The organism is Enterobacter cloacae complex sp. CARB60, assembly GCF_036487345.1.
In the GTDB taxonomy this organism is placed as follows: Bacteria; Pseudomonadota; Gammaproteobacteria; order Enterobacterales; family Enterobacteriaceae; genus Enterobacter; species Enterobacter asburiae_D.
The window spans coordinates 235,730-247,810 of the sequence record NZ_JAZKLC010000002.1 but is presented as its reverse complement, the minus strand read 5'-3'; the positions used below and the strand labels follow the sequence as shown (position 1 = coordinate 247,810).

At 56.6% G+C, this 12,081-nt stretch carries 12 protein-coding genes; 6 read left to right on the top strand and 6 right to left on the bottom strand.

Translation table 11 applies throughout. The features are described 5' to 3' along the window. Positions 1-215 precede the first annotated feature (215 nt). The 3 genes from V4835_RS02090 to V4835_RS02080 are packed head-to-tail and all read left to right on the top strand — an operon-like array spanning position 216 to position 2,353. The gene (locus V4835_RS02090; protein WP_063144225.1) at positions 216-1,238 is read left to right on the top strand and encodes a hydrolase; all 1,023 of its coding nucleotides are present in this window, start codon (positions 216-218) and stop codon (positions 1,236-1,238) included. After that, positions 1,235-1,453: a YheU family protein gene (locus tag V4835_RS02085; RefSeq protein WP_063144226.1), complete on the top strand. Its 219-nt coding sequence runs from the start codon at positions 1,235-1,237 to the stop codon at positions 1,451-1,453. Before V4835_RS02090 ends, V4835_RS02085 begins: the two co-directional genes overlap by 4 nt. A gap of 30 nt (positions 1,454-1,483) precedes the next feature. Beyond that, positions 1,484-2,353 carry a phosphoribulokinase gene (locus V4835_RS02080; protein ID WP_023309465.1) on the top strand — a complete coding sequence of 290 codons (870 nt, stop codon included), beginning with the start codon at positions 1,484-1,486 and terminating at the stop codon, positions 2,351-2,353. Between the two features lie 86 nt (positions 2,354-2,439). Here V4835_RS02080 and V4835_RS02075 read toward each other — a convergent pair whose 3' ends face one another. Continuing rightward, positions 2,440-2,844: an OsmC family protein gene (locus tag V4835_RS02075; protein ID WP_008503018.1), complete on the bottom strand. Its 405-nt coding sequence runs from the start codon at positions 2,842-2,844 to the stop codon at positions 2,440-2,442. A gap of 311 nt (positions 2,845-3,155) precedes the next feature. On the opposite strand from V4835_RS02075, the gene crp reads away from it, so the two are divergent. Together crp and V4835_RS02065 are read left to right on the top strand one after the other, a co-directional pair. Beyond that, positions 3,156-3,788, top strand: a complete 633-nt coding sequence (gene crp / locus V4835_RS02070; protein WP_000242758.1) for a cAMP-activated global transcriptional regulator CRP — start codon at positions 3,156-3,158, stop codon at positions 3,786-3,788. Between the two features lie 57 nt (positions 3,789-3,845). Continuing rightward, positions 3,846-5,933, top strand: coding sequence for a YccS/YhfK family putative transporter (locus tag V4835_RS02065; RefSeq protein ID WP_331414067.1), 2,088 nt, complete (start codon positions 3,846-3,848; stop codon positions 5,931-5,933). Here V4835_RS02065 and argD read toward each other — a convergent pair. The 4 genes from argD to ppiA all read right to left on the bottom strand — a co-directional run bounded on the left by argD (position 5,930) and on the right by ppiA (position 9,094). Further along, positions 5,930-7,150 carry a bifunctional acetylornithine/succinyldiaminopimelate transaminase gene (argD, locus tag V4835_RS02060; RefSeq protein WP_187360836.1) on the bottom strand — a complete coding sequence of 407 codons (1,221 nt, stop codon included), beginning with the start codon at positions 7,148-7,150 and terminating at the stop codon, positions 5,930-5,932. The genes V4835_RS02065 and argD overlap by 4 nt on opposite strands. Before the next feature lie 86 nt (positions 7,151-7,236). After that, positions 7,237-7,800: an aminodeoxychorismate synthase component 2 gene (gene pabA / locus V4835_RS02055; RefSeq protein WP_331411104.1), complete on the bottom strand. Its 564-nt coding sequence runs from the start codon at positions 7,798-7,800 to the stop codon at positions 7,237-7,239. A 30-nt stretch (positions 7,801-7,830) separates the two neighbouring features. After that, positions 7,831-8,415, bottom strand: a complete 585-nt coding sequence (locus tag V4835_RS02050) for a putative adenosine monophosphate-protein transferase Fic (RefSeq protein WP_063144230.1) — start codon at positions 8,413-8,415, stop codon at positions 7,831-7,833. 106 nt (positions 8,416-8,521) lie between these two features. Then, on the bottom strand, positions 8,522-9,094 hold the full coding sequence (ppiA, locus tag V4835_RS02045; protein ID WP_023309471.1) for a peptidylprolyl isomerase A: 573 nt from the start codon (positions 9,092-9,094) through the stop codon (positions 8,522-8,524). A gap of 278 nt (positions 9,095-9,372) precedes the next feature. Between ppiA and tsgA the strand changes: the two genes are divergently transcribed. Next, positions 9,373-10,557 (top strand): MFS transporter TsgA, encoded by a 1,185-nt coding sequence (tsgA, locus tag V4835_RS02040; protein WP_331411103.1) that lies wholly within the window; start codon positions 9,373-9,375, stop codon positions 10,555-10,557. A 3-nt stretch (positions 10,558-10,560) separates the two neighbouring features. Here the strand turns inward: tsgA and V4835_RS02035 are convergent, their stop codons facing one another. Next, a complete protein-coding gene (locus V4835_RS02035; RefSeq protein ID WP_331411102.1) occupies positions 10,561-11,877 on the bottom strand; it encodes a cytosine deaminase in 1,317 nt (438 codons plus the stop codon). Between the last annotated feature and the right edge of the window lie 204 nt (positions 11,878-12,081).

The following is a 12,081-nucleotide window of genomic DNA, read 5'->3' as shown; positions in this document are numbered from 1 at the left end:
ATTCAGCTAATCATTTTGATTTGCTTAACGTTGAGTAAAGTGTGCGCTCTGGTGAGAAAGGCATCAATTAAGCGTAGAGCGGAATCATTAGCCTGAGAGTAATAATCAAGGTAAAGATTTGTGATCGGGATCAGTTCATGTTTCGGAAAACCAGGCTAAACGGGGTACAATTCGGAAAGTACCGTTAATTTCTGACAAGAATCAGCATCGCCCTTATGACCCAAATCATTCCATCAGACTTCGACATTGCGGCCGAAGACAGCACTGAGTTCGTGCCCATGCGCGGCGTGGCTAACCCCCACCTGCAGACCATGCTGCCGCGACTGATCCGCCGCAAGGTTCAGTTCACCCCGCACTGGCAACGACTTGACCTGCCAGACGGTGATTTTCTGGATCTCGCCTGGAGCGAAGCGCCGGAACAGGCACGCCATAAGCCGCGTCTGGTGGTCTTTCACGGTCTGGAAGGCAGCCTGCACAGCCCGTATGCGCATGGATTAATTGAGGCGGCAAAAGCGCGCGGATGGCTCGGCGTGGTGATGCATTTTCGCGGCTGCAGCGGCGAACCGAATCGTCAGAAACGCATTTATCACTCGGGTGAAACCGAAGACGGAACGTGGTTTTTACACTGGCTGCGGGACAACTTTGGCACCGTGCCAACCGCCGCGGTGGGCTACTCGCTGGGCGGAAATATGCTGGCCTGTCTGCTGGCCAAAGAGGGCGAAAGCGTACCGCTGGATGCCGCCGTCATTGTCTCCGCACCGTTTATGCTGGAGCAGTGCAGCTACCACATGGATAAAGGCTTTTCCCGCGTCTATCAGCGTTACCTGCTCAACCTGCTGAAGGCCAACGCGGCGCGTAAGCTGAAGGCCTACCCGGATACCCTGCCGGTAAGCCTGCGCCAGCTGAAAAAGGTGCGCCGTATTCGCGAGTTCGACGACCTGATCACCGCGAAAATCCACGGCTTCGCCGATGCGATTGACTATTATCGTCAGTGCAGCGCCATGCCGCTGCTCAGCAAGATCACGCAGCCGACGCTGATTATTCATGCCAAAGATGACCCGTTTATGGATCATCACTCGATCCCCGCTCAGGAATTCCTGCCCGACAACGTTCACTATCAGCTGACCGAACATGGCGGCCACGTCGGGTTTATCGGCGGCACGCTGCGCCGCCCGAAAATGTGGCTTGAGACGCGAATCCCTGACTGGCTAACCCCTTATCTGGACGATGCAAAATGATTATTCCCTGGCAGGATCTGGCTCCCGAAACGCTCGATAATCTGATTGAAAGCTTTGTATTACGCGAAGGCACCGATTATGGTGAACAGGAACGCTCGCTTGAGCAAAAGGTCAACGATGTAAAGCGCCAGCTGAAAAGCGGCGACGTGCTGCTGGTGTGGTCAGAACTGCATGAGACGGTCAATATCATGCCCCGCAACGCGTTTCACGGCTGATCTTCCACCCTTTTCAGTCAGGGAGTTGCTATGTCTGCCAGACATCCGGTTATTGCCGTTACGGGGTCGAGTGGTGCGGGAACCACCACCACCAGCCTCGCATTTCGCAAGATTTTCGCCCAGCTGAATCTCCGTGCGGCGGAGGTCGAAGGCGATAGCTTTCACCGCTACACGCGCCCGGAGATGGACATGGCCATCCGTAAGGCGCGCGATTCGGGTAAACACATCAGTTACTTCGGCCCGGAAGCCAATGACTTCGGCCTGCTGGAACAAACCTTTATAGAGTACGGTAAGAGCGGCAAAGGGCAGTCCCGCAAGTATCTGCATACCTATGATGAAGCCGTTCCCTGGAATCAGGTGCCGGGAACCTTTACCCCGTGGCAACCGCTGCCGGAACCTACCGACGTCCTGTTTTACGAAGGACTGCACGGCGGCGTGGTCACGCCTCAACACGACGTGGCGCGCCACGTGGATCTGCTGGTCGGCGTGGTCCCTATCGTTAACCTGGAGTGGATCCAGAAGCTGACGCGTGACATGAGCGAGCGCGGCCATTCTCGCGAAGCGGTGATGGACTCAGTGGTCCGCTCCATGGAGGATTACATTAACTTCCTGACGCCGCAGTTCTCCCGCACCCATATCAACTTCCAGCGCGTGCCGACGGTGGACACCTCCAACCCGTTTGCCGCCAAAAGTATCCCGTCGCTGGATGAGAGCTTTGTGGTGATCCACTTCCGCAATCTCGAAGGCATTGATTACCCCTGGCTGCTGGCGATGCTGCAGGGCTCGTTTATTTCGCACATGAATACATTGGTGGTGCCGGGCGGAAAAATGGGGCTGGCGATGGAGCTCATCATGACGCCGCTGGTGGAGCGACTGATGGAAGGGAAGCAGATAGCGTGAGTTGTTTTGCCCGGTGGCGCTGCGCTTACCGGGCCTACGGTCGTGCTTTTGTAGGGCGGGTCAGCGAAGCGCCACCCGCCAAAAGATTAGGCCTCGATCACTTCATACGAATGCGTGATTTTTACCGCTTTCTCCAGCATTAACGCCACAGAGCAGTACTTCTCCGCAGACAGGTCCACCGCACGCGAGACCGCCGCGTCTTTCAGCTCTTTACCGGTGACCACAAAGTGCAGGTTAATATGGGTGAACAGGCGTGGCGCCTCTTCGCGACGTTCTGACGTGAGTTTAACCTCACAATCCGTCACGTCATGGCGACCTTTTTGCAGAATCGACACCACGTCAATTGCGCTGCATCCACCTGCCGCCATCAGCACCATTTCCATTGGGCTTGGCGCTTTATCGCCGGAGTTACCATCCATCAAAATCTGGTGTCCTGACGCGGACTCGCCCAGGAACGTTAAACCTTCAACCCATTTCACGCGCGCTTGCATATTCTTAAACTCCAACGTTGCATTTTTGGTGACAGATTACGCGTGCGTTACATTTCTCGCAATGGAAGGCGACCTGCATCATGCTGAAGCGAGACACCAGGAGACACGCGGCGAAAGCTATGCTAAAACACTCTGGATGCTACAGTAATACATTGACGTTACACATGTATGCAGAGGACATCAAACTTTACTGGCTGCGAAACGTTACGGTAGCCGACTTCCCAGGGTATGGGTAAGAATTCGATTGCAACCCCAGAGTCCGGATGCATCTGATGACTCTGGTGACAGCTTATAACAGAGGATAACAGCGCATGGTGCTTGGCAAACCGCAAACAGACCCGACTCTCGAATGGTTCTTGTCTCATTGCCACATTCATAAGTACCCATCAAAGAGCACGCTGATTCACCAGGGTGAAAAAGCGGAAACGTTGTATTACATCGTTAAAGGCTCGGTGGCAGTGCTGATCAAAGATGAAGAAGGGAAAGAGATGATCCTTTCTTATCTGAACCAGGGCGATTTCATCGGTGAACTGGGCCTGTTTGAAGAGGGCCAGGAACGTAGCGCCTGGGTTCGTGCAAAGACAGCATGTGAAGTGGCTGAAATTTCTTACAAGAAGTTCCGTCAGCTGATTCAGGTTAACCCTGACATCCTGATGCGTCTTTCTTCCCAGATGGCGCGCCGTCTGCAGGTCACGTCAGAGAAAGTGGGTAACCTCGCCTTCCTGGACGTTACCGGTCGTATCGCACAAACCCTGTTGAACCTGGCGAAACAGCCAGACGCCATGACCCACCCGGACGGCATGCAAATTAAAATTACCCGTCAGGAAATTGGTCAGATCGTCGGTTGCTCCCGTGAAACAGTGGGCCGTATCCTGAAAATGCTGGAAGATCAAAACCTGATCTCCGCCCACGGTAAAACCATCGTGGTCTACGGAACGCGTTAATTCCGCTTAAACGGCGTGCCATCGCAAGGTGTCACGCCGTTTTTGTCTCTATTCCCCATGTGGCGCAGGCTGATCTATCACCCGGAAGTTAACTACGCACTGCGACAAACGCTGGTGTTGTGTCTTCCTGTGGCCATAGGTCTGCTCCTCGGACATCTCCAGCAAGGCCTGCTGTTTTCCCTCGTGCCCGCCTGCTGCAACATTGCCGGTCTGGACACGCCGCATAAGCGCTTTTTCAAACGCCTGATTATCGGCGGCTGCCTGTTTGCGGGCTGTAGCCTCACCGTACAGCTGTTACTGGCTCGTGATATCCCGCTGCCGCTGATCCTGACCGTGCTGGCGATGACCCTCGGCGTCACGGCGGAAATCAGTTCGCTGCACGCCCGCCTGCTTCCCGCTTCGCTGATTGCGGCCATTTTCACGCTGAGCCTCGCCGGGAATATGCCGGTGTGGGAGCCGCTGCTGATCTACGCCCTGGGGACATTATGGTACGGGCTGTTTAACTGGTTTTGGTTCTGGCTGTGGCGCGAACAGCCGCTGCGTGAATCCCTGAGCCTGCTCTATGTGCAGCTTGCGGATTACTGCGAAGCCAAATACACCCTGCTCACCCAGCATACCGATCCGGAAAAATCCTTACCGCCGCTGCTGACGCGCCAGCAGAAGGTGGTGGATCTGATAAGCCAGTGCTATCAGCAGCTGCATATGCTCGCCGCCAATAAGAACCACGAGTACAAACGGCTGCTGCGCACCTTCCAGGTCGGGCTGGATCTGCAGGAGCATATCTCCGTTAGCCTGCACCACCCGCAGGAGGTGCAAAAGCTGGTCGAGCGCAGCCACGCCGAAGCGGTGATCCGCTGGAACGCGCAGACCGTCTCCGCACGCCTGCGCGTGCTGGCCGATGATATTCTCTATCACCGCTACCCGACGCGCTTTAACATGGATAAGCAGCTGGGCGCGCTGGAGAAAATCGCCCGTCAGCATCCGGATAACCCCGTCGGCCAGTTTGCCGCCTGGCACTTCAGCCGCATCGCCCGCGTGTTGCGCACCCAGCGCCCGCTTTATCCCCGCGACCTGATGGCGGATAAGCAGAAACGGCTTCCGCTACTGCCCGCCCTCAAAAGCTATCTTTCTCTTAAATCGTCCGCCCTGCGCAACGCCGCAAGGATTAGCGTGATGCTCAGTACCGCCAGCCTGATGGGCATGGCGCTACACCTGCCGAAACCCTACTGGATCTTAATGACCGTGCTGTTTGTCACCCAGAACGGCTACGGCGCGACGCGGGTGCGTATTCTGCATCGGGCTGGCGGAACGATGGCCGGGCTGATCATTGCGGGCGTGACGCTGCACTTCCACGTGCCGGAAGGCTATACCCTGGCAGGCATGCTGGCGGTTACGCTGGTGAGCTACCTGATTATCCGCAAGAACTACGGCTGGGCGATGGTGGGCTTTACGGTGACGGCGGTATATACCCTGCAGCTGCTTACGCTCAATGGCGAACAGTTTATTGTCGCCAGGCTGATTGATACCCTGATCGGCTGCCTGATTGCCTTTGGCGGCATGGTCTGGCTGTGGCCGCAGTGGCAAAGCGGACTGCTGCGCCAGAACGCCCACGACGCGCTGGAAGCCGACCAGCAGGCCATTCGCCTGATCCTGAGCGACGACCCGCAGCCCTCCCCGCTGGCCTATCAGCGGATGAAGGTCAACCAGGCGCACAACGCCCTGTTTAACTCACTCAACCAGGCGATGCAGGAGCCGGGCTTTAACTCGCACTATCTGGCAGATATGAAGCTCTGGGTGACGCACAGCCAGTTTATCGTCGAGCACATTAACGCCATGACAACGCTGGCCCGCGAGCACACGATGCTGACGCCGGATCTGGCGCAGCGCTATTTGCAGTCGTGTGAAATTGCGTTGCAGAGGTGTCAGCAGCGTCTGGAGTATGACTCGCCGGGTGAGTCGGGAGATTCGAACATTCTGGAAGCGCCGGAGACGTTGACCCACGGGCCAATGAGCACGCTGGAGCAGCATTTGCAGCGCGTTCTGGGACATCTGAACACCATGCACACCATTTCGTCGGTGGCATGGCGTCAGCGTCCGCATCACGGGATTTGGTTAACGCGCAGGTTGAAGCGGACGGCGTATTAACCTTTTACGATCTTCGCGACCGCCGCGGCAAAGCGGGTTAACCCGTCTTCGATGTCTTTATCTTCCACCACCAGCGACGGCGCAAAGCGCATCACGTCCGGCCCCGCGTTCAGCACCATCACCCCTTCGTGCGCGGCGGCGTGCAGGAAGTCGCGCGCGCGGCCTTTGTACTGCGGCTTCAGCTCGGCACCAATCAGCAGCCCCATCCCGCGGATCTCGCTGAACACGTCGTACTGCTCATCAATCTTTTGCAGGTGTTTTACGAACAGCTCGCGCTTCGCGCTCACGGCGTTCAACACCTCCGGCGTGTTGATAATGTCGAATGCGGCGCCCGCCACGGCGCTCGCCAGCGGGTTACCGCCGTAGGTAGAGCCGTGAGAGCCGACGTGGAACGCGGAGGCGATCTCCTGCGTCGTCAGTACCGCACTCACCGGGAAACCACCGCCGAGCGCTTTAGCGCTGGTCAGAATATCCGGCGTCACGCCGTAGTGCATATACGCGAACAGATCGCCGGTACGCCCCATCCCGCACTGCACTTCATCAAAGACCAGCAGCGCCTGATGCTCGTCGCACAGCGCGCGCAGCCCTTTCAGGAATTCCGGGGTTGCCGCCGTCACGCCGCCTTCACCCTGGATCGGCTCGACAACCACCGCGCAGGTGTGGTCGTCCATTACCGCTTTCACGGCGTGCAGATCGTTAAACGGCACGTGGACGATGTCGGCCGGTTTCGGGCCAAACCCGTCGGAATACTTCGGCTGGCCGCCAACGGAGACGGTGAAGAAGGAGCGGCCGTGGAAAGCATTGTGGAAGGCGATGATTTTGGTTTTGTACGGGCTGTGGCGCGTTGTCGCGTAGTAGCGCGCCAGCTTAAAAGCGGTTTCGTTGGCTTCGGTGCCGGAGTTCATAAACAGCACGCGCTCGGCGAAGGTGGCATCAATGATCTTACGCCCCAGGCGCAGCGCCGGTTCGTTGGTGAACACGTTGCTGGTGTGCCACAGGGTTTCGCCCTGGGTTTTCAGCGCCTCCACCAGCGCGGGATGGCAATGACCCAGCGCCGTGACCGCAATACCGCCCGCGAAATCCACATACTCTTTACCCTGCTGATCCCAGACGCGGCTGCCCTTTCCCTTCACCGGGATAAACTCAGCCGGTGCATAAATCGGCAGGATCACTTCATCAAATGTCGCGCGGGTAATTGCTGGTTGTTCAGTTGCCATGTCATGACCATCCATTTTATGTCACAGTGATTGTGAAAATATAATCACAAAATATGCATAAAAAATCACAGCAAGGCAACAGATATTCAGCGATTGAGGAAATTTGCCAGCAGCGCGTGCCCCTGCTCGCTGAGGATGCTTTCCGGGTGGAACTGCACGCCTTCGAGGTCCCATTCGCGGTGGCGAATCCCCATGATTTCCTGGGTATCGCTCCAGGCGGTCACCTCAAAGCAGGCGGGCAGCGTCGGCGGGTCAATCACCAGCGAATGGTAGCGCGTCACGGTTAACGGGTTATTAAGCCCCGTAAATACCCCGGTGCCGGTGTGGGTGACGGGAGAGGTTTTCCCGTGCATCACTTTCGCGGCGCGGACAATGGTGGCACCAAACGCCTGGGCAATGGCCTGATGACCCAGGCACACGCCCAGGATCGGCAGCGTGCCGGCATAGTGCTGGATAACCTCCAGAGAAATACCCGACTCCGACGGCGTACACGGCCCCGGAGAAATCACGATTTTCTGCGGAGCCAGCGTCTCAATATCGGCGAGATCGATCTCGTCGTTGCGGCGGACAACTACCTCTGCACCCAGTTCACAAAAATACTGGTAAAGGTTCCAGGTGAAGGAATCGTAGTTATCAATCAGCAGAATCATGGCGGCTCCCGAAAAAAATGCCGCCCTATTCTACTCAGATTCCCGCGCTTCGCTCACTACTTTGGCAAAGATAGCGTTTAACGCGGTTAAATCCCCCGTTGCGCCACTTCGATTAGCCGCCACCCACTGCTCGGGATCGATATCGCGCCAGTCCAGCGCGTAGCCCGCGTGGAGCGCCAGCTGCTCAAAGAAAACGCGCTGGGCAATACCGTTGCCACGCATGAAGGGATGCAGCATGTTGATTTCGCAGTAATAGTGGCTAACCCGGTCAACAAACGCCGCTTTCTCAAGACCCACAAGATACTTTTCGCCTTCCAGCGCCGCCATCAGCTCGTTGCCCATCTTCTCGATGTACTCAAAATGGCAGAAGGGAATATCCCCTTTAAAAATATCGTCGGTACGGAGCTCGCCTGCCCGCTTCATCTCGCTGCGGTACAAATGACGATGAATAAGGCACAGATGGGGCAACCCGGGCGCGGAAGGCCCAAGCTCCAGCGTCTCAATATGGGGTTCGGAGGGACCATTACCTTTTTCAAGGAGACAACTGGCCTGTAAATTGACGTTACGCTGCTGCTCCCAGAGACGGGATTTTTGCTTGTCGGTGAGTTTTTTCACTTAACGCCTCCCTGAATAGTCCGTTTGCCACAAGTATAAGCAGCAAAACGCGCTTTCGCAGGGAGGGTTACATAACGCGGGCAGGAGAAGCCCGCGTTCAGAAGAATTACGGCAGAACTTTCGCGGAGAGGATAACCACCGGTTTTGACGGCACATTCTGATACGGACCGACGTCGTGAGTAGGCACCTGAGAAATCTTGTCGGCCACGTCCATCCCCTTCACGATTTTACCGAAGACCGCATAGCCAAAGTCGCGCTGGCCGTGGTCGAGGAAGGCGTTATCCGCCACGTTCAGGAAGAACTGGCTGGTGGCGCTGTCTTTGTCCGCGGTACGCGCCATGGAGATGGTGCCGCGCTTGTTCAGCAGGCCGTTGTCCGCTTCGTTTTTGATTGGCGGGTTAGGCTGTTTCTGCTGCATCTGCTCGTTGAAGCCGCCGCCCTGCACCATAAAGCCTGGGATCACGCGGTGGAAGGTGGTGTTGTTATAGAACCCACTGTTCACGTAGTCGAGGAAGTTTTTCACAGAAACCGGAGCTTTCTGGCTATTCAGTTCCAGCTCAATGTTCCCGGCGGAGGTGGTCAGCAGAACGTGAGGGTCCCCTTTGGCTGCCAGCGCAGCAGGGGAAACGGCAGAAAGAGCAAACACAGCTGCGACAGCCGCCAGTGTTGATTTGAGCATGAGAATTCCTTAACAAAGCGCAGTATAAAAAGCGAATAGCTTGATTCTAAAGAGCAGTATGAACGGAGACCAGCCTTTTACCTAATTTTACGAAATTGAAACAGTTGTAACCGCGCAAACGGTTGGCTTTCGCGCCTTTTTGTGTGATCGCGATCACACAAAAACATGCAATGAAGTTCTAATTTCTCTTAAAAGATATGAATAGATCACTTTAATGTCTAAAATCTGCCCGCTATCAGCGCCCCATGGGCGCTTTTCTTTTTCTGAACAGGCCAGACATGACTAACAGCAATCGCATCAAGCTCACATGGATCAGCTTCTTCTCCTACGCTCTGACCGGCGCGTTGGTGATCGTCACCGGGATGGTGATGGGGAATATCGCAGACTACTTCCAGTTGCCCGTTTCCAGCATGAGTAATACCTTCACCTTCCTCAACGCAGGGATCCTGATCTCTATCTTCCTGAATGCCTGGCTGATGGAAATCGTTCCGCTGAAGACCCAGCTGCGCTTTGGCTTTGTGCTGATGGTCGCCGCCGTGGCGGGCCTGATGCTGAGCCACAGCATCGCGCTGTTCTCAGCCGCCATGTTCGTGCTCGGTCTGGTCAGCGGGATCACCATGTCGATCGGTACGTTCCTGATTACCCATATGTATGAAGGCCGCCAGCGCGGCGCGCGCCTGCTGTTTACCGACTCCTTCTTCAGCATGGCCGGAATGATTTTCCCGATGGTCGCGGCCGTTCTGCTGGCGCGCAGCATCGAGTGGTACTGGGTCTATGCCTGCATTGGTCTGGTGTACGTGGCGATTTTCATTCTGACCTTCGGCTGTGAATTCCCGGTGCTGGGCAAGAAAGCGCAAGCTACCGCAGAGCCCGTTGCGAAAGAAAAGTGGGGCATCGGCGTGCTGTTCCTCTCCGTTGCCGCCCTGTGCTACATCCTGGGCCAGCTGGGCTTTATCTCCTGGGTCCCGGAATACGCCAAAGGTCTGGGCATGAGCCTGAACGATGCGGGTCAACTGGTGAGCGATTTCTGGATGTCTTACATGTTCGGCATGTGGGCGTTTAGCTTCATCCTGCGCTTCTTCGACCTGCAGCGCATTCTGACCGTGCTGGCGGGTATGGCGACCGTGCTGATGTACCTGTTCATCAACGGTTCACCGGAGCATATGCCGTGGTTCATTCTGACCCTGGGCTTCTTCTCCAGCGCCATTTATACCTCGATCATCACCCTGGGCTCCCTGCAGACCAAAGTGGCCTCGCCGAAGCTGGTTAACTTCGTTCTGACCTGCGGCACCATCGGCACCATGCTGACCTTCGTGGTCACTGGCCCGATCGTGGCCCACAGCGGCCCGCTGGCGGCGCTGCACACCGCTAACGGTCTGTATGCCGTGGTGTTCATCATGTGCTTCATCCTGGGCTTCGTGACCCGCCACCGCCAGCACAACGCGGCAGCGGCGTCTCACTAACTCCTACGCCCCTTTGCGCTCGGCAGAGGGGCTGTTTCTGGCAAAGCTTACCTCTTCTCCCCCGACATCCGTCTGGATCCACGTCTGCGCCAGCTGCGTCGTAGCGATCACCCGTCCCTGACGAATCGACCAGCGCACCGGCACCTGGCAGCGCACGGCTTCAAACCCGCTCTCCGCAGGCAGAATAATCAGGTTCGCCGGGTTTCCCGTGGCAATACCGTAATCGCTCAGGCCGAAGGTCCGGGCGCTGTTATGGGTGATGAGATTCAGGCCGCTGTCGATTTGCGGATAGCCCATCATCTGGCAGACGTGCAGCCCCATATGCAGCACCTGCAGCATGTTGCCGGTGCCCAGCGGATACCACGGGTCGAAGACGTCGTCATGACCGAAGCAGACGTTAATGCCCGCTTCCTGGAGCTCTTTCACCCGGGTGATGCCGCGGCGCTTCGGATAGTCATCAAAGCGCCCCTGCAGGTGGATATTGACCAGCGGGTTAGCGACGAAGTTAATCCCCGACATTTTCAGCAGACGGAAGAGCCGCGAGGTGTAAGCGCCGTTGTAGGAGTGCATGGCGGTGGTGTGGCTGGCCGTCACGCGCGGGCCGATACCTGCTTCATACGCCAGCGTCGCGACCGTCTCCACAAAGCGCGACTGCTCGTCGTCGATTTCATCGCAGTGGATATCCAGCGGACGGTCATACTTCTTCGCCAGTTCAAACGCGATATGCAGCGACTGCACGCCATACTCGCGGGTGAACTCGAAGTGTGGGATCGCCCCCACCACGTCGGCCCCCAGCTTTAACGCCTCTTCCAGCAGCGCCGCGCCGTTCGGGTAAGAGAGAATACCTTCCTGCGGGAACGCGACGATTTGCAGCGTCACCCACGGGGCAACCTCCTGCTTCACCTCCAGCATCGCCTTAAGGGTGGTCAGCGTCGGGTCGGAAACATCTACATGGGTACGGACAAACTGGATGCCGTTGGCAATTTGCCACTTCAGCGTTTTCCAGGCGCGCGCTTTCACATCCTCATGGCTGAGCAACGCCTTGCGCTCCGCCCAGCGCTCAATGCCTTCGAACAGCGTGCCGGACTGGTTCCAGTTCGGCTCACCCGCCGTCTGGGTCGTATCAAGATGGATATGCGGCTCAATGAACGGCGGGAAAGCAAGCCCGCCGCGCGCGTTCAATACTTCATAACTTTCGGCGTGGGTGTCGTCCATCGGGGTGATGTCACCAAATCGCCCGTTCTCAATGGCGAGTTGCCACAGCCCTTCCCGACCCGGTAAACGAACATTCTGAACAAGCCATAACGGTGTTGTAGACATACCCTTCCCCTAAAAAACGCCGCTGATATTCAGGCGTATCAATTTTGGCAAAACCGTCCCTGATTTGTACACAAATTCAACGAGCACGAAAAGCCTGCGATTTCCGCCACTTATAAAAATCCTGACAAATCAGTCGCATACCACCTAAGGAGTAGGCGAAGACGTATTTGATTTGCATCAATAAGCGCCCCTGCTGAATCGTTA

Excerpts from the sequence above, each read along its gene's own strand:
- V4835_RS02065 (WP_331414067.1), top strand. The coding sequence starts at position 3,846 with ATGTGGCGCAGGCTGATCTATCACCCGGAAGTTAACTACGCACTGCGA.
- tsgA (WP_331411103.1), top strand. The coding sequence starts at position 9,373 with ATGACTAACAGCAATCGCATCAAGCTCACATGGATCAGCTTCTTCTCC.
- ppiA (WP_023309471.1), bottom strand. The coding sequence starts at position 9,094 with ATGCTCAAATCAACACTGGCGGCTGTCGCAGCTGTGTTTGCTCTTTCT.
- V4835_RS02035 (WP_331411102.1), bottom strand. The coding sequence starts at position 11,877 with ATGTCTACAACACCGTTATGGCTTGTTCAGAATGTTCGTTTACCGGGT.
- V4835_RS02075 (WP_008503018.1), bottom strand. The coding sequence starts at position 2,844 with ATGCAAGCGCGCGTGAAATGGGTTGAAGGTTTAACGTTCCTGGGCGAG.
- crp (WP_000242758.1), top strand. The coding sequence starts at position 3,156 with ATGGTGCTTGGCAAACCGCAAACAGACCCGACTCTCGAATGGTTCTTG.
- V4835_RS02090 (WP_063144225.1), top strand. The coding sequence starts at position 216 with ATGACCCAAATCATTCCATCAGACTTCGACATTGCGGCCGAAGACAGC.
- V4835_RS02085 (WP_063144226.1), top strand. The coding sequence starts at position 1,235 with ATGATTATTCCCTGGCAGGATCTGGCTCCCGAAACGCTCGATAATCTG.
- V4835_RS02080 (WP_023309465.1), top strand. The coding sequence starts at position 1,484 with ATGTCTGCCAGACATCCGGTTATTGCCGTTACGGGGTCGAGTGGTGCG.
- pabA (WP_331411104.1), bottom strand. The coding sequence starts at position 7,800 with ATGATTCTGCTGATTGATAACTACGATTCCTTCACCTGGAACCTTTAC.
- argD (WP_187360836.1), bottom strand. The coding sequence starts at position 7,150 with ATGGCAACTGAACAACCAGCAATTACCCGCGCGACATTTGATGAAGTG.